Annotated in this window: 23 protein-coding genes and 1 pseudogene; 8 read left to right on the forward strand and 16 right to left on the reverse strand. The window is 54.8% G+C overall.

All coding sequences use genetic code 11. The features are described from left to right. Nucleotides 1-26 precede the first annotated feature (26 nt). The 7 genes and pseudogenes from G544_RS0107525 to hrpB form a co-directional block, all read right to left on the reverse strand. A complete protein-coding gene (locus G544_RS0107525; protein WP_027274026.1) occupies nucleotides 27-1,190 on the reverse strand; it encodes a metallo-dependent hydrolase in 1,164 nt (387 codons plus the stop codon). A gap of 17 nt (nucleotides 1,191-1,207) precedes the next feature. Continuing rightward, the gene (locus tag G544_RS0107530; protein ID WP_027274027.1) at nucleotides 1,208-2,602 is read right to left on the reverse strand and encodes a DASS family sodium-coupled anion symporter; all 1,395 of its coding nucleotides are present in this window, start codon (nucleotides 2,600-2,602) and stop codon (nucleotides 1,208-1,210) included. Nucleotides 2,603-2,689: 87 nt separating this feature from the next. Beyond that, complete coding sequence (locus tag G544_RS0107535) at nucleotides 2,690-3,388, reverse strand: RraA family protein (protein ID WP_027274028.1); 699 nt, start codon at nucleotides 3,386-3,388, stop codon at nucleotides 2,690-2,692. Nucleotides 3,389-3,399: 11 nt separating this feature from the next. Further along, nucleotides 3,400-4,353: a hydroxyacid dehydrogenase gene (locus G544_RS0107540; protein ID WP_027274029.1), complete on the reverse strand. Its 954-nt coding sequence runs from the start codon at nucleotides 4,351-4,353 to the stop codon at nucleotides 3,400-3,402. A 264-nt stretch (nucleotides 4,354-4,617) separates the two neighbouring features. Then, on the reverse strand, nucleotides 4,618-5,679 hold the full coding sequence (locus G544_RS20160; RefSeq protein ID WP_051155626.1) for a hypothetical protein: 1,062 nt from the start codon (nucleotides 5,677-5,679) through the stop codon (nucleotides 4,618-4,620). A 105-nt stretch (nucleotides 5,680-5,784) separates the two neighbouring features. Then, nucleotides 5,785-8,085: pseudogene (mrcB, locus tag G544_RS20165) on the reverse strand (bifunctional glycosyl transferase/transpeptidase); the annotation flags it as partial. Nucleotides 8,086-8,213: 128 nt separating this feature from the next. Then, on the reverse strand, nucleotides 8,214-10,679 hold the full coding sequence (gene hrpB, locus G544_RS0107560) for an ATP-dependent helicase HrpB (protein ID WP_027274030.1): 2,466 nt from the start codon (nucleotides 10,677-10,679) through the stop codon (nucleotides 8,214-8,216). Between the two features lie 247 nt (nucleotides 10,680-10,926). On the opposite strand from hrpB, the gene G544_RS0107565 reads away from it, so the two are divergent. The 7 genes from G544_RS0107565 to folK all read left to right on the forward strand — a co-directional run bounded on the left by G544_RS0107565 (nucleotide 10,927) and on the right by folK (nucleotide 17,806). Then, complete coding sequence (locus G544_RS0107565; RefSeq protein WP_027274031.1) at nucleotides 10,927-12,138, forward strand: MFS transporter; 1,212 nt, start codon at nucleotides 10,927-10,929, stop codon at nucleotides 12,136-12,138. Beyond that, nucleotides 12,138-13,253: an alpha/beta fold hydrolase gene (locus G544_RS0107570; protein WP_027274032.1), complete on the forward strand. Its 1,116-nt coding sequence runs from the start codon at nucleotides 12,138-12,140 to the stop codon at nucleotides 13,251-13,253. The genes G544_RS0107565 and G544_RS0107570 overlap by 1 nt, the downstream gene beginning before the upstream one ends. A 149-nt stretch (nucleotides 13,254-13,402) precedes the next feature. After that, nucleotides 13,403-14,107: a DNA/RNA nuclease SfsA gene (sfsA, locus tag G544_RS0107575; protein ID WP_027274033.1), complete on the forward strand. Its 705-nt coding sequence runs from the start codon at nucleotides 13,403-13,405 to the stop codon at nucleotides 14,105-14,107. Nucleotides 14,108-14,305: 198 nt separating this feature from the next. After that, nucleotides 14,306-14,761 (forward strand): RNA polymerase-binding protein DksA, encoded by a 456-nt coding sequence (gene dksA / locus G544_RS0107580; RefSeq protein ID WP_027274034.1) that lies wholly within the window; start codon nucleotides 14,306-14,308, stop codon nucleotides 14,759-14,761. 72 nt (nucleotides 14,762-14,833) lie between these two features. Further along, the gene (gluQRS, locus tag G544_RS0107585; RefSeq protein WP_036023584.1) at nucleotides 14,834-15,718 is read left to right on the forward strand and encodes a tRNA glutamyl-Q(34) synthetase GluQRS; all 885 of its coding nucleotides are present in this window, start codon (nucleotides 14,834-14,836) and stop codon (nucleotides 15,716-15,718) included. 204 nt (nucleotides 15,719-15,922) lie between these two features. Beyond that, complete coding sequence (gene pcnB / locus G544_RS0107590) at nucleotides 15,923-17,314, forward strand: polynucleotide adenylyltransferase PcnB (protein ID WP_027274036.1); 1,392 nt, start codon at nucleotides 15,923-15,925, stop codon at nucleotides 17,312-17,314. Between the two features lie 3 nt (nucleotides 17,315-17,317). After that, entirely contained in the window at nucleotides 17,318-17,806 is a 489-nt protein-coding gene (gene folK, locus G544_RS0107595) for a 2-amino-4-hydroxy-6-hydroxymethyldihydropteridine diphosphokinase (RefSeq protein ID WP_027274037.1), read from the forward strand. A gap of 10 nt (nucleotides 17,807-17,816) precedes the next feature. On the opposite strand, the gene G544_RS0107600 is transcribed toward folK, so the two are convergent. From G544_RS0107600 to G544_RS0107620, 5 genes are all read right to left on the reverse strand, one after another. Next, complete coding sequence (locus G544_RS0107600; RefSeq protein ID WP_036023587.1) at nucleotides 17,817-19,109, reverse strand: polysaccharide deacetylase family protein; 1,293 nt, start codon at nucleotides 19,107-19,109, stop codon at nucleotides 17,817-17,819. Between the two features lie 112 nt (nucleotides 19,110-19,221). Next, nucleotides 19,222-19,875 carry a DUF1287 domain-containing protein gene (locus tag G544_RS0107605; RefSeq protein WP_174788500.1) on the reverse strand — a complete coding sequence of 218 codons (654 nt, stop codon included), beginning with the start codon at nucleotides 19,873-19,875 and terminating at the stop codon, nucleotides 19,222-19,224. Between the two features lie 45 nt (nucleotides 19,876-19,920). Next, complete coding sequence (locus G544_RS0107610) at nucleotides 19,921-20,382, reverse strand: hypothetical protein (protein ID WP_027274040.1); 462 nt, start codon at nucleotides 20,380-20,382, stop codon at nucleotides 19,921-19,923. Nucleotides 20,383-20,466: 84 nt separating this feature from the next. Further along, nucleotides 20,467-21,237 carry an ABC transporter permease gene (locus G544_RS0107615; protein WP_027274041.1) on the reverse strand — a complete coding sequence of 257 codons (771 nt, stop codon included), beginning with the start codon at nucleotides 21,235-21,237 and terminating at the stop codon, nucleotides 20,467-20,469. Continuing rightward, on the reverse strand, nucleotides 21,234-22,160 hold the full coding sequence (locus G544_RS0107620; protein WP_027274042.1) for an ABC transporter ATP-binding protein: 927 nt from the start codon (nucleotides 22,158-22,160) through the stop codon (nucleotides 21,234-21,236). The genes G544_RS0107615 and G544_RS0107620 overlap by 4 nt, the downstream gene beginning before the upstream one ends. 270 nt (nucleotides 22,161-22,430) lie before the next feature. Here G544_RS0107620 and can point away from each other — a divergent pair, with 270 nt between their 5' ends. Then, nucleotides 22,431-23,093: a carbonate dehydratase gene (can, locus tag G544_RS0107625; RefSeq protein WP_027274043.1), complete on the forward strand. Its 663-nt coding sequence runs from the start codon at nucleotides 22,431-22,433 to the stop codon at nucleotides 23,091-23,093. Between the two features lie 55 nt (nucleotides 23,094-23,148). Here the strand turns inward: can and hpt are convergent, their stop codons facing one another. The 4 genes from hpt to G544_RS0107645 all read right to left on the reverse strand — a co-directional run bounded on the left by hpt (nucleotide 23,149) and on the right by G544_RS0107645 (nucleotide 25,648). Then, nucleotides 23,149-23,685, reverse strand: a complete 537-nt coding sequence (hpt, locus tag G544_RS0107630) for a hypoxanthine phosphoribosyltransferase (RefSeq protein WP_027274044.1) — start codon at nucleotides 23,683-23,685, stop codon at nucleotides 23,149-23,151. A 235-nt stretch (nucleotides 23,686-23,920) separates the two neighbouring features. Then, complete coding sequence (locus G544_RS0107635; RefSeq protein WP_174788499.1) at nucleotides 23,921-24,592, reverse strand: TetR/AcrR family transcriptional regulator; 672 nt, start codon at nucleotides 24,590-24,592, stop codon at nucleotides 23,921-23,923. A 361-nt stretch (nucleotides 24,593-24,953) separates the two neighbouring features. Next, nucleotides 24,954-25,265: a YdgH/BhsA/McbA family protein gene (locus tag G544_RS20170; RefSeq protein WP_036023589.1), complete on the reverse strand. Its 312-nt coding sequence runs from the start codon at nucleotides 25,263-25,265 to the stop codon at nucleotides 24,954-24,956. A gap of 113 nt (nucleotides 25,266-25,378) precedes the next feature. Beyond that, nucleotides 25,379-25,648, reverse strand: a complete 270-nt coding sequence (locus tag G544_RS0107645) for a YdgH/BhsA/McbA family protein (protein WP_027274046.1) — start codon at nucleotides 25,646-25,648, stop codon at nucleotides 25,379-25,381. Nucleotides 25,649-25,805 lie beyond the last annotated feature (157 nt).

Genomic DNA, 25,805 nt, shown 5'->3' on the forward strand with positions numbered 1-25,805 from the left:
GTTTTACCTGCGGCACAATAAAGAAATTAGAAGCTAAATCTCCGATAAACTATTTGGCCGTTGCACACGGTCGCGCAGTTGTCGAAATACTTATCCCCTTTCATGGTTTCTCCGACCGTATCTTCAAAAACGATATTTTCATGACGAACCTTCATAATGGAAATATCCGCAAAGGCGCCCGGCTTCAGCGTGCCGATTTCTCCGGCCATCTTCATCAATCGGGCCGGCGTCTGGGTCACAGCCCGAATAACGTCAATCAGGGGCATTCCCATGTTGTAGTACTTCGACATGATGAACGGCAGGCTGTAGACCTTATTGGTTCTCAGGCTGTTTCTGGTCGTTAAGTCCGTGCTTATCACGTCGGGCAGAAAGCCGTCTTCCATCGCCGCTCTGGCCACCTTAAAGTCAAAGTGGGCCACGCCGTTGGAACAGTCGAAAATAACGCCCCGCGCCTTGGCGGCTTTGACCGAATCATACAGCTTGCCCGAGTCGTCCAGTATCGTATGGCCGGTGCCGTGGAAGCAGTGGGCATAAACGTCCCCTTCCCTGAAGTGGCCGACCAGCTCGTCGGCGCTCATCAGCGAATCGGTCACGTGTACGCACAAAGAGACGTTCAGCGCATCAGCCAGCGCCCGCGTGGCAAGAAACGGATCGGCGCTGTAGTTCCGGTTTTTAGCGATGTCCTGACTGTAGCGCAGCTTAAGGCCCAGCAGGTTTTCGCTATAGCGCTCAAACGTCGCTTTGATCCTTTCCACGTTGTAGTTGGCAGGGTTAGTATTTTCCAAATACCCGGTTGGGCCGCCGCCCAGCGTGGAGAGCCCCACGTTCACTACGTTTAGATAGCTCTTGATTTTCACCGTCGAAGGCGTAATCACCGAGTTAAAAAACGAGGGGTAGTTCGCCCAGCCGCTGCTTCCGGCGTCAACGATGCCGGTGACGCCGTTAGGAAGGCAAACTACGTCCGGATTGACACTAATCGGCGCGCCGCCGTGAAAAACGTGCGCATGAAAGTCAATCAGCCCCGGCAGCACCAGCGCGCCGTTTGCGTCAATCACCGTTTCCACATCGGTTTCATCGCAGTCAGCCAGACTGACTATCCTGTTTGCCCGTACCCCGATGCTGCGGTTAGAAAAGGTTCCGCTCTCTACGTCGGCAACCAAACCGTTTTTAATCAAAATATCCAGTTTCATAAGGCATCCTTAAAACGTTAAATTCCAATCATCTTCCAGTACGGTATGCCGATGAGGAAGTAGACCAACACGTTGATGAGCACCATGATGGTGCCAAGCAGCCAGAACGTTTTTTGCGGCACGTATCCGCTTGAGAAGGTGAAGACCCCCGCGCCGTTGCCGTAGTGGGTAAGCAGCGCGCCATAGCCCGCAGAGAAGGCCAGCGAAAGCGCGACGTACATAGGGTGTGCTTGCGTCGTCATTCCCAGCGTGAACAGCACCGGATAGAAAGACACCACAAAGGCGCTGTTGGAAACAAAGAAGTAGCGCACCGCCAGGCTGATAAACACCAGCACGCCCAGCGCGCTAAGCTCACTCAGTTGGGAAAGATCGAGATAGTTTTTAATCAGCTCCACCAGGTAGACGTAGAAACCGCCCTTGGAAAGCGCTACCGCCGCGCCGTAAAACGCGCCGTACCATACGAAGGTTTGCCACGCGCTCTTTTCGCTAACCACGTCGTTCCAGCTCAGCACTTTAAACAGCAGTAGGCAGCCTAAAAACGCCAATCCGACGGGAATAAAGGCAATGCCCGTCAGCGAGCCTGTCATCCAGCCCAAAACGCCCAGCACGAAGAAGAGCATCAGCAGCTTTTCTTCACGCTTCACCGGCCCAAGCGCGGATAGCCCCTGATTTGCGATTTCAGCCACGTTGTCGATCTTTTTCAGTTCGGGCGCATAAAGCTTGTACATAATCAGCGGCGCGGCCAACAGGATAATGCCGGCGGGAACGATGGCGGCCTTGAACCAGACCATCCACTCGAGGTTTACCCCCATGATTTCGTTAGCAAGCGACACGGTGATCGAGTTAGTCGCCATGCCGGTCAAAAACAGCGACGAGGTGCCCATTGACACAACGTACATCAGGATAGTCAGGTAGGCGCCGATTTTGCGGCTGCCCTCTTCAGGCGTGGAGCCCAGCGCTTCGGCGATATTGCGGAAAATAGGATAGGTGATGCCGCCGGAGCGAGACATGTTGGAACCGGTCGCCGGCGCCAAAACGGTGTCGGTTACCATCATTAGATAGCCGAGCGTCAGCGTATTTTTTCCGTATTTTCTCAGCAACAAATAGGCGATTCGTTTACCCAGTCCGGTAATGACGAACGCCTTACAGATGATAAAGGCGCTGATGATAAACCATACCATCGGGCTGCCGAATCCGGCGAAAAGCAGGTTGGGAGAAATAAAGACCGAAGCGATGCCAAGAATAATGAGCATAATGACCGCATCGGTAAATGGGCGTAAAACCAGCCCGCACAGCATCGCCAAATAAATGCCGACCATGTGCCACGTCTGGGCCGAAACGCCTTCGGGATTAGGTATAACCCAGAAAAGCACCGGAAATAAAATAATAGGTAAGAGTTTTAAATAGAACATCGTTGTTACCCTTTTTTGACAGCCATGCGCCGCCGTGCGGTTAGCATGGCTGATTATTATTTATGAGAATTTATAGAAAACGTGCACTTAGCGATACACGTCGTCGATAACTTCAACGCCCTTTTCAATAAGCGACTTATTTACCCAAGCGCGGTTCGCCTTTCCGCTTTTTGCCGCTTCAACCTTGGAGGAGTCAAACTTCGCATACTCCGTCGCTGCCTCAAGCAGACCAGCGGCGTCGCTTAAAGGAACAACGATAACGCCATCGGCGTCACCGATGATGAGATCGCCCGGACAAACGGCCACGCCGCCGACGGCAATCGGCGTATTCACCTCGCCCGGTCCCTCTTTGAAAGGGCCGGCCGGGTTGGAGCCGGTGGCGAAAAGGGGGAAGTCCATTTGTGACAGCGCGTCGATATCCCGTATCGGGCCGTCCAGCACGATGCCGGCGATCTTTTTATCGTAGTGCGCATAGGCCACCATGATTTCGCCCATCAGCGCACGCGAACGATCGCCTTCGTTTGAAACCACGATCACGTCATTTTCTCCCGCCATGTCCAGCGCGGCGTGCAGCATCAGGTTATCCCCGGCGCGAGCCTTTACGGTAATCGCATAGCCCGCCATTACCGGCGCCTTGGGCGATGAAATCCGCCGAATACCGTTGCCCAGTACGGCGATGCGGTTCATTTTGTCCGCTACGTTGGCGGCAGGAAGCGCTTTGTAACCCTCGATCAGTGCGAGATCAAACTCAGGGCGCTTGGTGAAGATTCGATTTCCAATCGTCATTTTTATTCTCCTCAGAATCCAGGGACCGGCCAGGATGGCTTTTTGCCAGACAGCACTTCGTCAACGCCGATGGCGGAATGCAGGGAAGCCCTGTCCGTTGCCTCTTTGGTCGCCGCGCCAATGTGGGGGGCAATAACGATATTGTTCAGGCTAAACAGCGGATGTTCAGGATTAAACGGCTCTTCTTTCAGGACGTCTACGCCAGCGCCGGCGATAACGCCGTCTTTCAGAGCGCGATACAGCGCGCCTTCATCGACAATCTTTCCGCGCGCCGTGTTGATGAGATAAGCGGTCGGCTTCATCATGGCAAGCTGCTTCTCGCCGATGAAGTCGAAGGTTTCTTTAGTCGCCGGGCAGTGCAGAGAGACAAAGTCGCTCTCTTTAAAGATGCGATCGAAGTCGTCGGTCAGCTCTACGCCTTCCGGAACCTGATCCTGAGTTTTGTACGGATCGTAGGCGATGACCTTCATGTTAAAGCCGTGAAGGGCCTTAAGCGCTACGCGAGAGCCGATGTTGCCGACGCCGATGATGCCCAGCGTTTTACCGTCCAGCTCAACCTTTGGCGTACGCAGCTTGGCGAAGTAGTAGTCTTCCAGCATCTTTTGCTGGACCAGCTTGAAGTTGCGAGAGCAGTGCAGCATGTAGAAAATGGCCAGTTCAGCCACCGACATGCTGTTTGCCACCGGGGCATTGAGTACGGTGACGCCGTGACGCTTGGCGGATTCCAGGTCGACGGTGTCGTAGCCGGCACCGTGGCGAGCAACCACCTTCAGCTTTTTCGCCGCTTCAAACACGCGATCGGACATTTTGGAAAGACGAACGATGATGCCGTCGCAGTCGGGAATGTCGCGGATAATGTCCTCTTCTTCCATCCCGGAGCCGTCAATCAGCTGATAGCCGCGGCTTTCAAGATATTCTCTTCCTTCCTGCATGATTTCCTGCGGAAGCAGAATTTTAAAGGTCATTCACTTTCTCCTTTTTGAGTTTGTTGTTAGCTACGTCCTCCTTATTGCATTCGCCGTGCCAAGCGGCATAAACTCAAACGGAAAAATCATATCCAATTGATATTAAAAATTTTTAATAAACGCTTTTTTCGGATTCGTTTTTTTGCCGGTGACTAGCGTCACGTTTCTTAATATGAAGAAACCCGCTTTCATTTCAAAATGAAAGCGGGTTATTTCAAAATAAAACAAGGAAGAAAATGGAAGGAGAAAACGGGAAAACCGGGCCTAACCCGCCATATATAGAGAAACCTCTTCCTCGGTCAGATAGCGTATAAACGTCGCGCTGGCCCGCTGTTCCTCATGGATGACGCTACAGAAGTTATTCCAGCTTCTTTTCAGGTAGTTCTTCTCTTCATCTTCAACGGCAAAAAGCACCACTTTCCCGCCGCGCCTCGGGTGCGAGTATAAAGGGGGCTCGCCCCACGCCAGCGCCAGGCTGTTTTTTAGCTCGCCACCCTGATAGGCGACGGCTGACAGCCAGCTATAGCGCGCATACTCCACCGATTCGGGTTGTAAAACGTCGGGATTCACGCGTCCTAACCGTAGGGCAGCGGCATGCTCCGCCATCAGCGGCTGGAGCAGCGTCAGCGCGTGAAAGGTGTTGTTGGCGGCGTGGATCCTCACCAAAAGACCGGTTCGGCTGGTCGGGAGCACAACGACGATGTCCTCGTAGGTCAACTGTGCCGACAGCTCTAAATAGTGCAGATCGCTAAACTCAAGGGCATTGTTATAGGCACAGTCTCGAATCAGGGCGACCAGCGCCTTATTTTCCAGAAAGCGCCGATGGTTTTCCGTGCTGCGCATCAGCATCGCCATTAAAGGCAGCACCAGAATATCAGCGGCGCGATGCAGCTTATCTAACCGATCTTTGGGCTCTTTCGACAGGTTGGCAAGAAGCGCCTGCACGTCGCTAAAATGCGTGGAGGCAGCGATATACTCTTCGTCTTCTTCCCCCTCTTCCACCTCGCTCGGCGCTTCGGCACAGTAAGGCTCAAGCGCTTGAAGAATAGCTAGCAGCAGGTTTGCAGAGGGAAGAAAGGCGGTTTCCGGCGAGGCGCCGCTCTCAACCAGGCTGCCGCAAAGAAACGCCATCAGCGCCGCCTGCGGCAGGGACTTCTGGCTAAACTCGCTGGCCAGAAACCTTACGGCGTCATCCTGCCGCTTCTGTTGGATGCTCTGCTGGTAAAAGTCCACAATGGGCCGGTGGGAAAAAAATTCTTCGTAGGTCACATAGCCTTCGGGCAGATCGGCAAACGCCTGTCGCATGCGCTCTAACGTTAACTCCATGTACTTAGTCTCCTTTTAAACTACGCCAAACATATCCGTTTTAGAGAAAAGGCCGCATTTTCTCAAAGCGGCCTTCCGTTATTTACCCTAAAGCACGGTCATGCATCAGTTGCCGAACATATCCCTGATCCAGCCCGGCACGCTGCTCTCTTCCTGCTGGGTTGGAGCCGCAGGCTGCTGCTGTCGACACAGATCATCCGGGAAGTCGGTCCACACCGGCAGCGTACGTGCACCGCCGCTGCAAACAAAGCTGCCGTCAGCGTCAATGCCCATCATAGAAACGCGCTCCGGCATCACCAGGTTGAGCGCCAGCGGCGTCTGGTTTTCCAGATAGCGGCGATAGAGCGTCAGCGAACCGTTGGCGCCGGTCAGCTTGGCGGGACCATTGTTGTCGCGCCCCACCCAGGCGATCGCCACCTCTTTGCCGTCGATGCCGACAAACCAGCTGTCGCGCAGATCGTTGGTGGTACCGGTTTTAGCCGCCAGATGATACTTGCCGAACTTGCCCGTCAGCGAACGCGAGGTTCCGCGCTCAACGACCTGCTGCATCCCATACAGCGTCAGATAGGCCGCCTGCGGTTCAACCACCCTCTGCGCCTGCGGCAGGCTTTGATACAGCACCGTGCCGTCTTCAGCGATAGCGGAACGCAGTACCGACAGCTTGGCTCTCTGGCCGCCGCTGCCGATGGTTTGATACATCTGCGCGGCCTCCATTGGCGTCAGGCTGGTCGATCCGAGCAGCATGGCCGGCACTTTCTGAATCGAGCTTTCCGGCACGCCCAGACGCTGCAGCATATCGCTGACCTTGTCCAGCCCGACTTCCAGCCCCAAATTAACCGTTGGGATATTCAGCGAGTTGGCCAGCGCGTCCACCAGCAGCACGCGGCCGCGGAACTGGCGATCGTAGTTTTGCGGCCGCCAGGTTTTACCGCCGGGCTGAGGAATAGCCAGCGCCTCGTCGGCAAGCCAGGTGTTAAGCCGATACTTATCCGGCTCGCTCAGGGCGGTCAGATAGGTCGGCGGCTTAGCCAAAGAGCCGATAGGGCGACGCGCCTGAACGGCGCGGTTAAAGCCGGCGAACTGCGGCTGAGAGCCGCCGACCACCGCGCGCACTTCGCCGCTGAAGCGGTCAACGATGACCATCGCCGCTTCCAGATCGTTTACGCCGCGCGCTGCGCGCAGGGCCGGGATACCGTCCTCAACCGCCTTTTCCGCCGCGTTTTGCGATACCGGATCGAGCGTGGTGAAAATCTTCACGCCGGACAGGTTGTTCACCTTATCGCCCAGCTTTTCGTTCATTTCCTGATGCACCAATTGCATAAACGCAGGCTGCGGCGTGATCACCCCACCTCTGGGCTGCACGCCCAGCGGGCGAGCGCTCAGCACGTTATACAGCTCCTGATCGATAACGCTTTGCTGCTGCGCCAGCTTCAGCACCAGGTTGCGGCGCTCCAGCACGATTTGCGGGTTCTTCCACGGATTGTACAGCGAAGCGCCCTTCACCATCCCCACCAGCATCGCCTGCTGATCGACGCTCAGCTCGTTAACCGGTCGGCCAAAGAAGTAGAGGCTGGCCAGCGGGAAGCCGCGAATTTGATCCGCGCCGCTTTGGCCAAGGAACACTTCGTTCATATACAGCTCAAGAATGCGCTCTTTGCTATAGCGGGCGTCGAGAATAACGGCCATATAGGCTTCGCGCAGCTTGCGCGACAGGGAGCGTTCGTTGGTCAAAAACAGGTTCTTCACCAGCTGCTGCGTCAGAGTACTGCCGCCCTGCACCGTGCGTCCGGCGGAAAGGTTAGCCAGCACCGCCCGGCCGATAGACAAAATGCTGATGCCGTCGTGCTGATAAAAGTTGCGGTCTTCGGTCGCAATCAGCATGTCAGACATCGGGTACGGGAAATTTTTACCGGCAACGAACAGGCGCTGTTCGCCGTTCGGCGCCTGAAGCATGGTAATCAGCTTAGGATCGAGGCGGAAAAAGCCGAACTCGCGCCCGGTATCCAAATTCAAAATGCGCGCCAGGCCCAGATTGTTAAACTCCAATCGGGCGCGGATTTGCCCCTCTTTCGCGTCAGGGAAGTCAAACGGCCTGCGCAGGAGTTCAATGGTGTTGCCCTGCACGGAATATTCACCGGGCCGGGTAATTTTAGTAACGTTGCGATACTGCATGCCGTTGAGCAGATCGACCATCTCCTTTTGGCTATAGGACATGCCCGGCTCAAGGTTGACCATCCGGCCATAAACCGCCGCGGGCAGATCCCATACCTTGCCGTCGATACGGCTGCGGATCTGAGAGTCCAAATAGACGCCGTAAAAAGCCAGCAGCGCTATCGCTACAATCCCCAGCTTGATGGACAGCCCGAAAAGGCGTCTTATCAAGCCCGGCTTCTTACGGGATTTTTTTGCTTTCGCCATCAATAACTCCAAGCAACGTTTGTTTATTCCCTTTGAAATATCCCGACTGCATCCTCGCAACCGGGGCGTATTGTACCCTAGAACACAGCAAGGTTCGCCATCTCATTTTGGCTCGTTCACCCCTCATAAAACCGCTTGGTTCTGCGAGTCGGCGCGGCGTTCGCCGGGTCGTCCGGCCATACGTGCTTCGGGTAGCGGCCCTTCATCTCTTTTTGCACTTCACGATAGGCGCCCTGCCAAAAGGCGGCCAGATCCTGCGTAATTTGCAACGGCCGATGGGCCGGGGAAAGCAGTTCGACCACCAAAGAAACGCGCCCATCGGCAATGGTCGGCGTTTGCCTTTCACCAAACATCTCTTGTAGCCGCACGGCCAGCGCGGGCGGCCCCTCCTCGCTATAGCGAATAGGGATCAGGCTGTCGGTCGGCACGCGGTAGGCGACAGGCAGCGCGTCGTCGAGGCGCTGCTTTTGCCGCCAGTCCAACAGCTGGCCCAGCGCCTTCGCTAAAGAAACCTGCTTTAAGCCTTTAATATCCCGCACGCCCTCAAGCGCAGGCAGCAGCCAGCGCTCCAGCGACGCCAGCAGCCCTTCATCGCTGACGTCCGGCCAAGGGGAATCCGGCAGCCACTCGCGGGCGCGCAGAATGCGCAAACGAAGCTGGCGAGCGTCGTCGTCCCAGCCCAACGCGTCAACGCCCTGCGTTCTTACCCAGTTAAGCAGCGCTGCGTGCAGCTCCTCCGTTGACGGCTTGGCCAGCGGCGCGGCTTTCAGCACCAGGCGGCCTATCTGTTGGCGCTTCCAGGCGCGCAGCGTGCCCTTTTCTTCATCCCATTCAATGGCGCTCTGGCTGCTCACCAAATGGGGAAGGCGCAGGGCAAGCCGCTCGGGATCGGCAGCGACACCAAGCAAAATTCTCGCGTCGGGGCTACTGGCGCCCTGTAATAAAGAGGCCGCTACCAGCCAGGGGGAGCGGCTTAGCGGATCGTCCGGCTCCAGCTGTGCGCCCAGCCCGTTTGCCAGCAGATAGCGGCCGTCGGAGCCGCGCTGCTGGGCAATGCGGTCGGCAAACCCTACGGCCAAAAGCACCGGCGCTTCGTCGGCGTCCGGCCTTCCCACTGGGCCAGACAGCCTGGAGCGAAGCTGTCGAACGCGTTTTTGCCACTGGGGAAGCGGCTTGGACAACCAGTGCGCCACGTCGCGGCTTCCGCTTCTCGGGGGTTCTTCCATCATTGCCGTAAGCAGAAGCGCCGTCGCCAGCGAGCCTTCTCCCTGCGTCTGGGCAAAGGCCAGCATGGCCGCCAGCCGGGGTTCGCAGCCCATCTGGGCCATTTTTCTACCGGCCGAGCTCAGCCCGCCGTCCGGCGCCAATGCGCCAAGCTGAGTCAACAGGCGGCGCGCAGCGGACAGCGATGCCTCCGGCGGGCGATCGAGCCAGGTGAGTTGCTGGGCGTCGCGGCAGCCCCACTGTAGAAGCTCCATCGAGAGCATAGAAAGGTCGGTCTGCAAAATCTCCGGTTCGCCCTGTTCCGCCGCCCGTTCGGCCTGCTCCTGAGAAAACAGGTGCCAACACTGGCCGGGCATCAGTCGCCCGGCGCGCCCGGCACGCTGGGTCATCGAGGCTTTGGAGACGCGCATCGTCACCAGGCGAGTCAGCCCGCTTTTGGCGTCAAAGCGCGCGGTACGCTCCAGGCCGCTGTCCACCACCAGGCTGATGCCGTCGATCGTCAGACTGGTTTCGGCAATGTTCGTTGCCAGCACCGCCTTGCGCCTGCCGTCGGGCGACGGCGCTATCGCCTTTTGCTGCTCGGCCAGCGAAAGCGCGCCATATAAAGGACACAGGTCGATATCGGGCGAAAGCGTACCGTTCAGCGCATCGTATACGCGTCGGATTTCCGCCACACCGGGTAAAAACAGCAGCAGCGAGCCCTGATGCTTGTTCAAAATCTGTCGAACGGCTTGGGCGACGTTATCTTCAAAGTACCCGGTAGAGGGTAAAGGCAGGTAGCGGCGCTCGACGGGAAAGCTGCGCCCTTCGGCGCTAATCACCGGCGCCTGCGGCAGCGTTTGCTGAAGCTTTTGGTTATCCAGCGTGGCCGACATGATAAGGAGCTTTAATTCATCGTTCAAACCGCCCTGAACGTCTAACAGCAGGCTAAGGGCCAAATCCGCCTGCAGGCTGCGCTCGTGGAACTCGTCGAGGATAACGAGAGAAACGCCTTCCATCATGGGGTCTCGCTGGAGCATGCGAATGAGCACGCCCTCGGTAACCACCTCAAGGCGCGTGTTTGCCCCACACTGGCTTTCTGAACGCATGCGATAGCCGACCCGCTCTCCCACCGGCTCATTGAGCTGCTCCGCCAGCCTTTGGGCAACGCTGCGCGCTGCCAGCCTGCGCGGCTCCAGCATAATAATTTTCCCAGGAAGCCACGCCTGCTCAAGAAGCTTTAGGGGCAGCCAGGTCGACTTCCCCGCGCCGGGAGGCGCCTGTAACAATACGGCCTGCGAACGCTGCATCTCCTCGAACAGAGGTTCAAGAACGTCGTTTATGGATAACGAAAAAGAGTTTTGCTGAAAACCATACATAGTCAAAAAGTGTGCCTCCGCAGTGTTCCGCAATTATACACGTCATTTGCGTAGAACCCAGGCGGCATCTTATATAGAAACATCCGCTCCGATAACTTGTCGCCGCTAAAGAACCTAAAACGACGCCTTCTGACGACGAATTTCACGCGTCGCCTTTCATAGAATAAAAATCGCCGCAGTATAGAATTAATGCCAAGAGCCCTTTCCTTTTTGTTACTTCCTTCAACTTCTGAGACGGACATGAAAAATGAACAAACCGGGACTTCGCGCTTACCTCGTTGAGTTTTTACTTTTCTTCTCCTACGCCCTTTTTGCCGTGAACTGGATTGCCGGCTCGACGCTGACCGGAAGCATAATGGCCTTCTTCGGCCTGACGTCGTTCGCATTGGCCACGCTGATTTCCAATGCGATTACGTTGGCAAAAATCGTAGGAAACCTGATGGCGGCCTGGTTTTTGGTCAAGCTTCGCCCCAAGTGGGCGGTGGCCTTCGCGTCGAGCGCGATCGTGCTGGGCGCCCTGCTGGCGGCGTTCGCCACCCAGTACTGGATGTTTGTTTTGATGCGTTTTGTCATGGGGTTCGGCGGCGCGCTGCTGGTGGTCTACTTCGCCCCCTTTGTGGTGCGCTATTTTGAAGCGTCGCAGCGCCCCTTGATGAACGGCATCAACGCCTCGGCGTACAACATCGGCGGCATTTTAGCCATGATAGTGGTTGCGCCGGTCGTCGCCTGGCAGCAAAACAGCTGGCAGGGAACGCTGATTTTCTTTGCCGGATGCAGCGCGGTGCTTTTAGTGCTGTGGCTGTTTATCGGTGAAGACTTTCCGCTGAACCAGCCCGCTAACGCGGCGACTGCCTCAACGCCGAAAAAAGAGTACGGCTTTTCCGACGGGCTCAAAGACCCGTTCAATTATGCTATGCCTTTTACCTACTCCGGCCTGCTGCTGCTTTACATCGTGGTATTAACTATCCTGCCGATTTCCAAGATAAGCGCCATCGACCCGAAAAACCTGAGCGCCACGGTGGCCTTCGCCGGCGTCGTCGGCGCGGCCTGCGGTATTTTTGCCGTACGAAAATTCCCGCTGCGTTTACCGATCGTTCGCTGGTCCGGCCTGGTAATGAGCGCTTTCGGTCTGCTCATGGTGACAGCATCATCCGCGCCGGTGGCGTTAGCCGCCGCTGCGGGCCTAGGCTTTATGATGTTTTTGCCGATGACCGCACTGTTGACCATTCCGCAGGAGCTGCCGGAAATGACGCCGTCCAGGCTCACGCTGATGATGGGGTTCTTCTGGTCCTTTTCCTATATTTTTGAAACGGTAGCGTACTACGGCGTAGGGCTGGTCATCGATGCCTACGGCTTTAAGACCGGACTATACCTGTCGGTCGCGCTGAGTTTGTCTTTCTTTATCGGCTCTTTTCTTCTGCCTGAAACCGGCAGAAAACGGCGTCAGGAGGCTAAGTAATGGAACTCAATCAGGTAGAAAAGAAAAGCTTTCAGTTAGCAAGCTTCACGCTGGAGTGCGGCCAGTCCATTCCGATAACGCTGGGCTATGAAACCTACGGAACGCTGAACGACGAAAAGTCCAACGTTATTCTTATCGCCCACTACTTCAGCGCCTCCAGCCACGCTGCGGGAAAATACTCGCCGCAGGACGCAGCGCCAGGATACTGGGACGGCCTGATCGGGCCGGGAAAAGCTATCGACACCCGTCGGTTTTTCGTTATCGCCATCGACAACCTCTGCAACGTACAGTGGAAAAACCCAAAGGTGATAACGACCGGCCCAAGATCTGTCAACCCGGCGACGGGAAAGCGCTGGGGAAGCCGCTTTCCCCAATTCACCTTCAAGGACATGGTGCGCATTCAGCACGAATTCTTAACCACTCAGTTGGGTATTGAAAAACTGTACGCCGTAGCGGGCGCATCCGCCGGCGGCTTTGCCGCCATTGAGTGGGCTATCCTCTATCCGACCATGCTGGAGCGGGCAATCGGTGTCATCACCAATCCTCAAAACCCAGTTCAGACCTCGTTTAACGTATGCCAGCACGCCATGCGCGCCATTGCGCTGGATCCCAAATGGCAGAACGGCGACTACGAAGACGATCGGGAGCCAGAAGAGGGTAAACGCCTGGCGGTGCAGATGATGAACGCTAGCGCCTTTAGCGCCGAATTATATGAGCAGGCCTACCCGCGCGACAGCGCGGACGGTTCACCCTATGCGTCGATAGATCATCCGCTAGGATTCGAGACCACGCTGGGCAACGCCGTCGCGGCAAGTTGCGCCGTTATTGACGCCAGCCACTGGTATTACACCTGCCGGGCAACGATGCTTCACGACGCGGCGCGAGGGCACGGTTCGCTGAAAAACGCGCTGGAGAAAATTCAGGCTAAGGTCCTGCTGGTCTCCTGCCGACAGGATCAGCTTCAGCCAACGGTCTATAACCGCCAGATGGCGCAGACGCTAAGCGATATGCAAAAAGAGGTCACTTTAGTAGAAATAGAGAGCCAAAAGGGGCATATGGCCGGCATTCTGGATACTCATCTTTTTGCCGACGACGTTCGTCACTTCTTGAAGTGAGCGCCCCCGCGAAGCGATAAGGCTTCGCGGGGATTTCAATTCCTGCCGACATAAACGACGAAATGACGCGTTTAGTGTTTTACCTATCGCCCGACATAGTGAATAATCCTCCCCCCATAGCGTTTTACTTATGAAGGACAACGACTGCCATGCTGTTTTCCTCCCCGCTGAAATCCGCTTTGCTTATCAAGCGCTATAAGCGATTTTTAGCCGACGTCGTCACGCCACAGGGCGAAACCCTGACGCTGCACTGCGCCAACACCGGCGCAATGACCGGCTGCGCGGAGCCCGGCGACACGGTTTGGTACTCTACGTCCGAGAATCCAAAGCGGAAATATGCGCACTCGTGGGAGCTCACTCAAACTCAAGCTGGGCACTTTATTTGTATCAATACGTTACGGGCCAATGAGCTGGTGAAAGAGGCATTGCAACAGGGCAACATCGCACCGCTAAAGGGCTACGAGACCCTTCGCAGCGAGGTGCGCTACGGGGAAGAGAACAGCCGCATCGACTTTCTGCTGGGGCACGAAAACAGGCCTGACTGCTATATTGAAGTGAAGTCAGTCACGCTGCTGGAAAACGGATGCGGCTACTTTCCCGACGCCGTCACCGCGCGCGGCCAGAAGCACCTAAGAGAGCTGCAGGCCGAAGCCGGGCGGGGTCATCGAGCCGTTTTGCTGTTTGCCGTACTGCATTCAGGCATTGAGTGCGTCGACGTCGCAAGGCACGTAGATCCGACTTACGCTAAGCTTTTTGAACGAGTTCAGGAATGCGGTGTCGAAGTCGTCTGTTATAAAGCAGATATCTCCCCAAAGGGGATGATCCTGCAGGCGCCGCTACCTTTTAAAGAGTGATTTTTAGAATAAAAAATAACGCGTGAAACAGTTTTGCTTAAAGAAACGACAGTGTTTACAGCGGAAAGTGCTTTCCCTCACAGCATTGTCATACTCAGAGGAGGAAAAATTGCTAACTTCATCCTCATCTGTTATTTATAGCGGCCTGATTTTTTCTTAGAGTCAAATCGACAACGCGTATTTTGTAGGAGAAGCAAAATGCAAGAAGGGCAAAAGCGTAAGACCTCGTCCTTAAGTATCCTGGCTATTGCGGGCTTAGAGCCTTATCAAGAGAAGCCGGGAGAGGAATATATGAACGAAGCCCAGCTTACACACTTCAAGCTGATTCTTGAAGCGTGGCGTGGGCAGCTCAGGGATGAAGTTGACCGCACCGTTAGCCATATGCAAGACGAAGCGGCAAACTTCCCCGATCCTGCTGACCGTGCGACGCAGGAAGAAGAATTCAGCCTGGAGCTGCGTAACCGCGATCGCGAGCGTAAGTTGATCAAGAAAATCGACAAAACGCTACAAAAAATCGCTGAAGGCGAGTTCGGCTACTGTGAGTCATGCGGCGTTGAAATCGGCATTCGCCGTCTTGAAGCCCGTCCTACGGCCGATCTGTGCATCGACTGTAAAACGCTGGCTGAGATCCGTGAAAAGCAGATGGCGGGCTAACGCCGCCATCCGGCTTCGCTGATATACCGTTAAAGAGAAAGGTTCGCCTTTCTTAACGCATACTCCATTTTCATGACGACTCGTTATGTGGGGCGCTTTGCCCCCTCTCCTTCCGGAGACCTGCACTTTGGTTCACTCATCGCCGCGCTGGGCAGCTTCTTGCAGGCCAAGGCCCGCCGCGGACGCTGGCTGGTCCGCATTGAGGATATCGATCCTCCGCGTGAGGTTGCCGGCGCCGCGTCCAGAATACTGAACGCGCTTGCGCGCTACGGGCTTCACTGGGACGGCGACGTTCTCTATCAGTCTCAGCGCGCCGACGCCTATCGGCAGGTGCTTGACTCCCTCTATCAACAAAATCTCTGCTACTACTGCAACTGCACCCGCGCTCGAATCCAGCTGCTTGACGGCGTTTACGACGGCCACTGCAGAGACCTGAACCTTCCCGCAGGCGGAGCTGCCCTCAGACTTAGATTAGCTAAGCCCGTTTTAGGCTTTCACGACCAACTCTGCGGCGATATCAACGTGCCGCCTGAATTTGCCAAAGAAGACTTTATCATTCACCGCAAAGACGGCCTGTTCGCCTATAACCTTGCCGTCGTGGTGGACGACCACTTTCAGGGCGTGACGGAAATCGTACGCGGCGCCGATCTCATCCTTCCCACCGTCAGGCAGATTGCGCTCTATCGCCAGCTTGGCTGGCGGGAACCGGACTACCTGCACCTGCCGCTGGCGCTCAACGAGGCGGGCGACAAGCTGTCCAAGCAGAATCACGCGCCGGCGCTGCCGGAAGGAAATCCCGTGCCGACGCTTGGCAAGGCGCTCACGTTTCTTGGGCAAACGCTGCCCGACGGCTGGGCCGATGCATCGACCGACGAACTTCTGGCGTGGGCGATCGGCCACTGGACGCCGTCGTCGATCCCCTGCCCTTCGCACAGTACAGGCGCTACCAGTAATTGAGGAAAGCGGCCCTAATACGGTTTTCGTTCTCAAACGCCTTCGCGTGAGCTATCATAGGCCGCCGATTTTTTCATCCACAGTGGATGATGTCGTCCGCCTAAGGGCGGAATTAACGAATTTTCAGAGCCCGACCGCTTGGCCGTTATGGCGCAAGCGCGCTTTCGGGCTCATTGGTTTACAGAAAGACAACAACCGAGGTGTCCTATTTTTACCCGCGTAGCTGATTTTTGCCGCAAGGTATTCACTCGAGAGCCTGGATCAGGCGAACTGCAAGACGACAATGCCCAAGACGACGTTCTTATCGTTCCTCGCGCGCAGCACAACATTTCCCGCCAAGACATCAGCGACAACGCGCTGAAAGTGCTCTATCGGCTGAATAAGGCCGGTTATGAAGCCTATCTGGTCGGCGGCGGCGTCCGCGATCTGCTGTTAAACAAAAAGCCGAAAGATTTCGATATCACCACCAGCGCCACGCCGGAGCAGGTGCGCAAGCTGTTTCGCAACTGCCGCCTGATTGGTCGCCGTTTCCGCCTTGCCCACATCATGTTCGGGCCGGAAATCATCGAAGTCGCCACCTTCCGCGGCACCCACGACGACAGCGACGATAAAAATGCCTCTCAGCAGGCCAACAGCGGCATGCTGCTGCGCGACAACGTGTACGGTTCAATTACTGAAGATGCCTATCGCCGCGACTTTACTATCAATAGCCTTTACTACAGCGCCAGCGACTTCACGCTGCGCGACTTTACCGGCGGCTTAAGCGACCTCCAGCAGGGCATCATCAGGCTTATCGGCGAACCGGAAGTTCGCTATCGCGAAGATCCGGTCAGAATGCTGCGGGCGGTGCGTTTTGCCGCCAAGCTAGGTATGAAAATAGACCCGACGACCGCCGAGCCCATTCCACGACTGGCGGAGCTGCTGAACGACATTCCTCCCGCACGGCTGTTTGAGGAGGCGCTCAAGCTTTTACAGTCCGGCCAAGGGTACGATACCTATCTGCTGATGCGCGAGCACCGGCTGTTCGGCCCGCTGTTCCCGGTTATCGCCCGTAACTTCACGCCCGGCGGCGACAGCAATATGGAAAAGCTGCTGGCGAAAGTATTGCAGAACACCGACCGCCGCCTGCAAAGCGGAAAGCGCGTTAATCCGGCCTTCCTGTTTGCCGCCATGCTGTGGTATCCGCTGGTCGAGCTTGCCCACAAGCTGGCTCAGGAAAGCGGCTTGACCTACTACGACGCCTTTGCGCTGGCAATGAACGATACGCTGGACGAACAGTGCCGTACGCTGGCTATCCCTAAGCGCATCACTTCGCTGGTTCGCGACATTTGGCAGCTACAAATCCGCCTGCCGCGCCGCCAGGGTAAAAAGGCCTATAAGCTGATGGAGCACCCCAAATTCCGGGCGGCGTTCGATTTGCTGCTGCTGCGCGGCGAAATTGAGCGAGGCGAACTGGAGAAGCTTGGCCACTGGTGGGAAGAGTTTCAGGAAGCGGACACCCAGCGGCAAAAAACCATGCTTAACTCTCTGGGCGACGAACCCGACAGGCCCCGCCGCCCTCGCCGTCCGCGCAAGCGGACGCCTAAAGCTCAGGACTAAGGCGTGACTCGGGTATTTATCGCGCTGGGAAGCAATCTGGAGCAGCCGCTAAAGCAGGTTGAAGCGGCGCTGGAGGCTATCAAACGCATTGAACAAACGCGGCTGGTCAGCTGTTCGCGCTATTTCCGCACTGCGCCGCTGGGGCCTAAAGATCAGCCCGACTACCTTAATGCGGTGGTCGAGCTGGAAACCACGCTGGAGCCTGAAGCGCTGCTGGATGCCACTCAAAAGATTGAGCTCCAGCAGGGACGGGTCAGAAAAGAAGAGCGCTGGGGCCCCCGCACGCTGGATCTCGACATCCTGCTGTTTGGCGAGCGCATCATCAATACGCCTCGCCTGACGGTCCCCCACTACGATATGCACAATCGGGCCTTTATGCTTTACCCGCTGGCCGACATCGCTCCCGACCTCATCTTCCCCGATGGAACGCCGCTGCACCAACGTCTGGCACAGCTGAGCAATGAGGGAGTCTCTCTCTGGTTTTCGCCCTAGGCTATTGAGCTTACTGCTTTACCTCCATCGGCTTGACGTCTGAACGGTTGTTGGCAATGCGCTCGGCCATGGTGTCGATAGAGTCAGTGCGTAAGATATAAAGCCGCTTGAGCGTAAACGGGTTATCGCCCGGCTTCACTTTTCCTCTCACCGTCGTAACCGCCAGACGATACCCCGCCAGCCTGGCCGCTTCAATCGCCTTGTCGTTATAGCCGCCAAACGGATAGGAAACGTAAAGCACCTTAGGATTAAACTGCCGCAGCGCGCGGGCAGAGCGTTCGAAGTCCAGCTGAATATTGTGCTCGGTGCGGCTTAGCAGAACCGGGCGCCGGTCGTCAGAATAGCGGTGCAAAAAGTGGGTGTGCGACTGGATCTCGAACACGTCCTGAATCTGCTTCAGTTCGCTGATGCTCATAAACTGCAGCGAACTGGCGTCCCACGCCTGAGGATTGTGCTTAACGCGAGAAGAAATGATAAACGCAACCGCATGCTGGTCGTACTTTTTCAGTATTGGGTAGGCGTAGCGATAAACCGACTTCAGGCCGTCGTCAAACGTCAGTACGACCGCCTTCGCCGGGAGGTTAACGCTGTTGTTCAAATAGCCTTCAAGCTGAGCCATAGACAGGGTTTTATAGCCAGCGCTTTTCAGGTAGCCCATCTGGGCGTCGAGCGCGGTATCCGACGTAGTGGTGGACGTATTGCGGAAAAGCTTGTTCTCTTCGTCCCGAAGCACGTGGTGATAGGTCAGGACGGGAATGCCGTTGTCCAGCTCGCAGTCGTCGGCACGCACGTACTTTACGTCGTCACCGACGTTGATTTCATACCACAGGACCCCGTCATCGCCTTTAAGCCGCCCCAAAATAGGATAACGCAGGTTCTCGTTCAGCTCGCCGAAGACGCGGCTCTTCGCAGTAGGATGGTTGTAGAGCGAGGTCGTACGAGTAGTTATCAGGTTCTGATTAAGCTTTTGCAGATCCGCCAGTTCAAGCCCCATCGCCTTTTTCGATTTTTGCACCGGCTTCAGATCGTCTTTATCAATAAGCCCGTTGCCGTTGCCGAAGGTAAATTCATAGTAGTCATCGTTAAGCGGATAGGCCATAAGCTCCACGTTTTCGCGCAGCGTGCCGACCTTAATCACTTCGCCAGCAACCGGCGCCATAACCTCGCTGTCGCGGATCAGCTTGACCTGAATCGGAGGGGATTTCGCATCAGGCAAAGGCGTATCCTGCGCGCAGACCAGCATGGAGCCGACGACGAACAGAAACAGCGCAATCGGCAAACGGAGAACATGTTTGAAGTTCATAAAATTATCGTATTGATTTTATTAGAATCATAAAGATAACCGGACGATAGAGGCAAAGATGAGACATCCTGAAATAAGACCGCGCCGTCCTTCCAATAAATAACGTCATTATTTACTCAGAAAAATAGCGGTAGTGTCCGTTTATCGTCCATAAAAAGAGAATATCCTCAACCCGAGCTCCGGAACCTATATTGTGAACCACTAAAGGCCGTCCGTCAGAGGTATAGCTGTCGGTCACAATACCGATGTGGGGTAATCCATTAGTTAAACGCCAGGAAACAATGTCTCCGGGCTGGTAATCTTTTGGATTAAACGTAATCGGCTCGCCCATTCTATGCCGATTAAAATAAGTTTCAAGATTCGGAACGCGTCGGTGATCGATATTTGTATCGGGCTTTTTTAGCCCCCAGCGCGCGGGATAGGACGAAAAATTCGCCTTCATATCCTTATGAACTAATTGCTGTAAATCTGCGCCCTGAAGGCGCAAAGCGCGAATAACGACGTCAGAACACACGCCGCGGTCTTCCGGTACGTCGCCGTTAGGATAAGGCAAAGAGACATAGGCGGGGTCGTAGTAGAGGGTTTTGCCAATCTGAGTTTCGGCGCTGCGGGCCAGCGCCAGGTTGGTTTTAGGCTTCACGGGCGCCGATATCACCGCGTCCTGCGCCGCGAACGGAACTTCCAGCGGCTGCTCAGAGAGCGCCGCGTAAGAGGCGAAAAGCCCTGCGCCCAGCAGCAGGAAGGTGATTAAAACGGTCTTTGTCATTGATGACATCCTTTTCATCCAAGACGGAACGGGTTACAAAAAACGCTAGTAGCCCAGCTTTTCGACGACGGAAGCAATCCATTCCCGTTTGTCCGCCTGCGTGCCGACATAAATAAGCGTACTGCCAATCTGAGACATCAGCGCATAGTTATCGTTATATCTCAGGGAGTATTTATTGTAATTTCCCATGCTGACTTTATTTGAAGAGGTCAGGTTCGACGCCGACTTCTCTTCCTCATACTTTTTTTGCATCAGACTATAGGCACGAGTAGCCTGCGCCTCGTTGGAAAACGTCAAGAAATTAACGGCCACGCCGTCCTTTTCCGCAATCAGATAGCGCTTGATAACGTCGTCTTTGCCGTTTGAATCCTTGGAGTTATCCATCGTAAAGCCTTCCGCTTCCATCGCGGTTTGAAACTGCTCGGCGGTGATTTCCGGCTTGTTCATGTCGCAACCGGTCAGCAGCAGCATTAAAAATGCGCCGAAAATAAAAGATATCTTTTTCATCACTAAAACGTCCCTGTTTAAATCAAAGAAAGGAAAAACGGTCGGCGGATGATAACCCGCCGAAACAATACAAACAAATAAACGTCAGCTACGCAGCCCTCTTCCACGGGAAATCAGCCACCAGCTCAGCAGATAAAACCCGGCGGTAAAGGCCAGCAGTACGCCAAACGTCATCGCAAGCGATACGTCGGTAATACCGAGAAAGCCGTAGCGAAAGCCGCTAATCATATAGACTATCGGGTTCACTTTGGACACCATCTGCCACACCGGCGGCAGCAGGGTCAGTGAATAGAAGACGCCGCCCAAGTAGGTTAACGGCGTCAGCACGAACGTCGGCACGATGCTGATATCGTCGAACGTTTCGGCAAACACCGCGTTAACCAATCCACCGAGTGAAAACAGTACCGACGTCAAAAGCAACGTCGCGGCAATCACCCACCAGGAGTGGATTTCCAGCGGTACGAAGAACAGCGACACCAGCGTAACCAGAATGCCGACGCAGATCCCTCGCGCAACGCCGCCGCCGACAAAGCCAAGGATAATAATGTGGGTAGGCACCGGCGCTACCAGTAGCTCTTCAATGCTGTGCTGATACTTAGCGCCAAAGAACGAAGACGCCACGTTAGAGTAGGAGTTGGTAATAACCGACATCATGATAAGGCCCGGCACGATAAACTGCATATAGCCAAAGCCCTGCATTTCGCCGATGCGCCCACCGATAAGGTTGCCGAAAATAATGAAGTAGAGCGTCATGGTAATGACAGGAGGCACCAACGTCTGGATCCAAATCCGGGCGAAGCGGGTGACTTCCTTAATCCAGATGCTTTTTAGCGCAATCCAGTACAAACGAATCATTGCTCGCCTTCCTTATAGTCGTTAACCAGATGAACAAACAGCTCTTCCAAACGGTTCGCCTTGTTTCTCATACTCAAGACCGGCACGCCCTGCGCGCTAAGCTGGGCGAAGACGCCGTTAAGCCCCTGCTCCCTCTCCACGTCGACTTCAAGCGTGGCGGTATCCACCAGGCGGCTGACGTACCCTTCCAACTGCGGGATCGGGCTCTTGGGCGCCAGGTCGAGAATAAAGGTTTCCGACTGCAGTTTGGACAGCAGCTCGCGCATGGAGGTGTTTTCCACCAGCTCTCCCTGACGAATGATGCCAATGTTGCGGCACAGCATCTCCGCCTCTTCCAGGTAGTGCGTGGTCAAGATAATAGTAATGCCCTGCTGATTAAGCTCTTTCAAAAATAGCCACATCGAGCGGCGCAGCTCGATATCGACGCCCGCAGTCGGCTCATCGAGGATAAGCAGCTTGGGCTGATGCATCAGCGCGCGGGCAATCATCAACCGGCGCTTCATGCCGCCGGAAAGGCGCATCGCGCGCTCGTTGCGCTTTTCCCAAAGCTCCAGGCGCTTAAGATACATCTTGGCGCGCTCCATCGCCTCCTGGCGCGGCACGCCGTAGTATCCGGCCTGAGTGACAACTATCTGCAGCACGGTTTCAAAAGGGTTAAAGTTAAACTCTTGAGGCACCAGCCCCAGCTGCCGCTTGGCGTTTACCAAAGAGGTATCGGTATCGTAGCCAAACACCTTTACCTGCCCGGAGGTTTTATTGACAAGGGAACTGATGATGCCGATAGTGGTCGATTTCCCCGCGCCGTTGGGCCCCAGCAGCGCGTAAAAATCGCCGGCTTCGACGGTCAAATCGATGCCTTTAAGCGCCTTAACGCCGCCGGCATACACTTTGGTTAACTTAGATAATTCTAGCGCGTACGTCATAGCCAACAGGATTACCTTATTTTGAAAAATGAGGAACGGAGCAGATTCGTGGGTTATTCCCCACACATACGACCAGCTTAATCGCTCTAGCTCTGCATAACAAATCAATTAACACTTTTGAAACAATTCAATCAGGTATAAAATAACGCTCGGTCGTCTTCCTGATGAAGCTGCCTTGGCCCTTCTCTGCCGAACGGTCAGCTTCTGCGCCAACAACTTGAAGTATGACGAGTATATTAACGCCGTTAAACACAATGAGCGATAGCACTTATGAAAGACATTGAACGACTGATGCACAACAACGAGGTTTGGTCAGCTACTATCAGCAAGGACGATCCCGGATTTTTTGAACGTCTGGCGCTGGCGCAAAAGCCGCGTTTTCTATGGATTGGTTGTTCCGATAGCCGCGTACCGGCTGAACGCCTGACCGGGCTTGAGCCTGGCGAGCTGTTCGTTCACCGCAACGTCGCTAACCTGGTTATTCACACCGATTTAAACTGTCTTTCCGTCGTGCAGTATGCGGTTGAGGTGCTGGAAATTGAGCACATCATCATCTGCGGGCACTACGAGTGCGGCGGCGTTACTGCCGCCATTGACAACCCGGAGCTGGGGCTGATTAACAACTGGCTGCTGCACATCCGCGACATTTGGTATAAGCACAGCTCGCTTATCGGCGAATTCCCGCCGGAAAAGCGCGCCAACCTGCTCAGCGAAATCAACGTGGTGGAACAGGTTTATAACCTGGGCCACTCAACCATCGTGCAGTCGGCCTGGAAGCGCGGGCAAAAGGTGCTGATCCACGGCTGGGTTTATGACGTACAGGACGGAAAACTGCGCGACTTGGAAATCAGCGCCTCAAGCCGCGAATCACTCGAGCTGCTGTACCGCAAGGCTATTTCCAACCTGCTCGTTACGGACAAGGCGGACAAGTAACCGCCTTCAGGTAAAAACCCGAGCGGCAGACGCCGCCCGGGTTATTTTTTTAACTTTATTCGTCCAGCAGAACGACCTTACCGACGTAGGGCAGATGGCGATAGCGCTGCGCATAGTCAATACCGTATCCCACTACAAACTCATCGGCGATAGAAAAGCCAATATAGTCGATCGGTACCGGTACTTCACGGCGAGACGGCTTGTCCAGCAGCGTACAGAGCGCCAGCGAGTTAGGCTCTCGCAGCAGCAGAATTTCGCGTACTTTGGTCAGGGTATAGCCCGTATCGATGATGTCCTCGACGATCAGCACGTCTTTACCGCGAATGTCTTCATCCAAATCTTTAAGAATTTTTACGTCGCGGTTGCTGTCCATGCTGTTGCCGTAGCTGGAAGCGGTCATAAAATCGACTTCGTGGGGAACCGTTATCATTCGACACAGGTCGGCCATGAAGATAAACGAACCGCGAAGCAGCCCAACCAGCACCAGCTCTTTACCGCTATCGCTATAGCGTGCGTTAATCTCAGCAGCCAGTTCAGCAATGCGCGCCTTCACTTCCTGCTCGGAAATCATGGTTTCAACAATATGTTTCATAGCGAAAAACGATCGGGGAGCCCGATCGAACGATCCTTTAGAATTGAGCGTTATTAAACGGAAGGCCAAGGAGTGTAACACATCTTAGCATCGGTTATACATAACCCACGAGGAGAAAGGTAAGCGGTTAAAGGTAGAAAAAAGCCGGACGATAAAAAGGGGACATCGACCGGCTATACCCACTGCGATTCAGGCTGCCGCCATACGGCGCCGAGACGCTGGGCATCAACGTTGGTTAATGCTGAGTCAGCCCGGCCTCTTCTTCGGACTGGCGCACGATAGCCTTGCCCATCCACTGTATGACGTCGAGAACCTGGTTGCTCTCCAGCCCCCAGATATCCTTGAGGACAAGAAAAACTTCTGAACCATAAATCAGGGAAAAGGCATACTTCATTCTGTCCCATTCGGCCTTGGGCATCTTTTCTTTCATCGGCTGAGCGACTAACTCCACCAGCTGCTTACGGTTTCCTCTTATCAGCGGCGGCCCCATGTCGGCCTCGCCTTCCCCTGAGCGTTGGGCAGCCCACTGCTCAAGAGAGATGCGCAGCGCGGCTCTCAGGGCGCCTTCGTGCCTTTCCAACTGGGGATAGGCGAAAGCCAGCAGAGATTCCAGACGCTCGGCCACGGACTTCTCTTTTGGCTTCCAGGCTTTCATCGGGGCTAAAACGTCGCTGACGATAGCGGATATCAGCGCACTCTGAGTTGGGAAATAGCGGTAGGCCGTTGCCCGGGATACGCCGGCTTCGCATGCCAGCTCTGTAATGGAGGGTATTTTGCCGTTCTCGAGCACGTTCATTGCCGTCGTCATCAACTTGTCCATCGTACGGGCCCGCACCCGAGTCATTCTTTGTGGTTCATCGGTCAAAGCGGCGCGTTTTCCATCCTGGACGTCATTTTTTATTTTCATCATAGAGTTCCGAATATTCCCCTAACCGCGCTCTCAAGAGCGCCCCTTACCTGAAAATGTTTCAACTCGCAGGGCAAAAAAACCTGCAAACAAAAAAGCCAACGACAAACTCCTCCGACCTCTCCCAAAGAGATATATGTATTTTTTATTACATTTTGATACGTATTCACGCAACTGGCCTTTTGGCCACCACGGTAAATTTATAAATTAAAAACAATGAATTATTTATTGTTATCAGAAGGCATCTTTTTGATGGATGTGGCATATGTAAAATACGTTAACGTTTGCTTATCAAAATAGAAAAACGGCAGCCTACAGGACGAGGCCGCCGTTTGGTTCAATCGAGGGAAAATAGGGTGCGCTACTTTTTAGCCGGCGCGGTATCCGTTCCGCCTGCGCGGTAAATCTCGGCGGAAACCCGCCAGTAAGGGGAAGTGTCATAGTCGCGTGCGCCAATGACGCGATAGTAGTCAGCCCCTTCTTTTTCAGCCTTTTTAGCAATCGCCTCAACGGCCTGATCCTGGGTTGAAACGTCTACCGTAAGGCTAATCACCCCCATGCTCTGCAGCCCCATTTTTTCAGCCACGTCGCGGCGGGGGATCTCCGTAATGGCGCTTGCATAGCTGCTGATAATAAGCGTCAGAAACATCACCGAAGCCGATACTAATTTCATGATGAACGCCCTTTCAAATTCTACGTTCCGTCATCATACGCCGGACAGAAGGCAAATAAAATTCCGTCCGGTCCCAAACTATTCATACCCGCTTCGGCAGCCACTACAACCGGTTAGCGGTAGAGCTCAGCAGAAATACGCCAGTTATTCGAGTTATCCCGTGAATCCACCGCGATAACGCGATAGTGCCCTGCATTCATGCTTTCCGCCTTTTTCGCAATGGCGCTCACCGCTTGGTCCATGTCAACGACCTGAACCGAACCGGAAATAGAGCCCATGCTTTGTAACTGCTGTGCCTGTTGGCTGCTAACCTGAGTCGCCGCCATAGCGGAACCGGCGCCAAGTGAGAATAGCAAAGCGATAAGTGCAGCTGACTTTTTCATAAAATTGCCTCGTAATTTTCATCCAGATATTTAATTCAAAATTTCTGAATATGATATTCAAAATTATCCAACATATTAATGGATAAAAACCTAATAATTTGAATTAAATAAATATAATAAAAAAATCTAAATCAATTTAATTCAAACCATGCATGAA

This window comes from Leminorella grimontii ATCC 33999 = DSM 5078, from assembly GCF_000439085.1.
GTDB classification, from domain to species: Bacteria; Pseudomonadota; Gammaproteobacteria; order Enterobacterales; family Enterobacteriaceae; genus Leminorella; species Leminorella grimontii.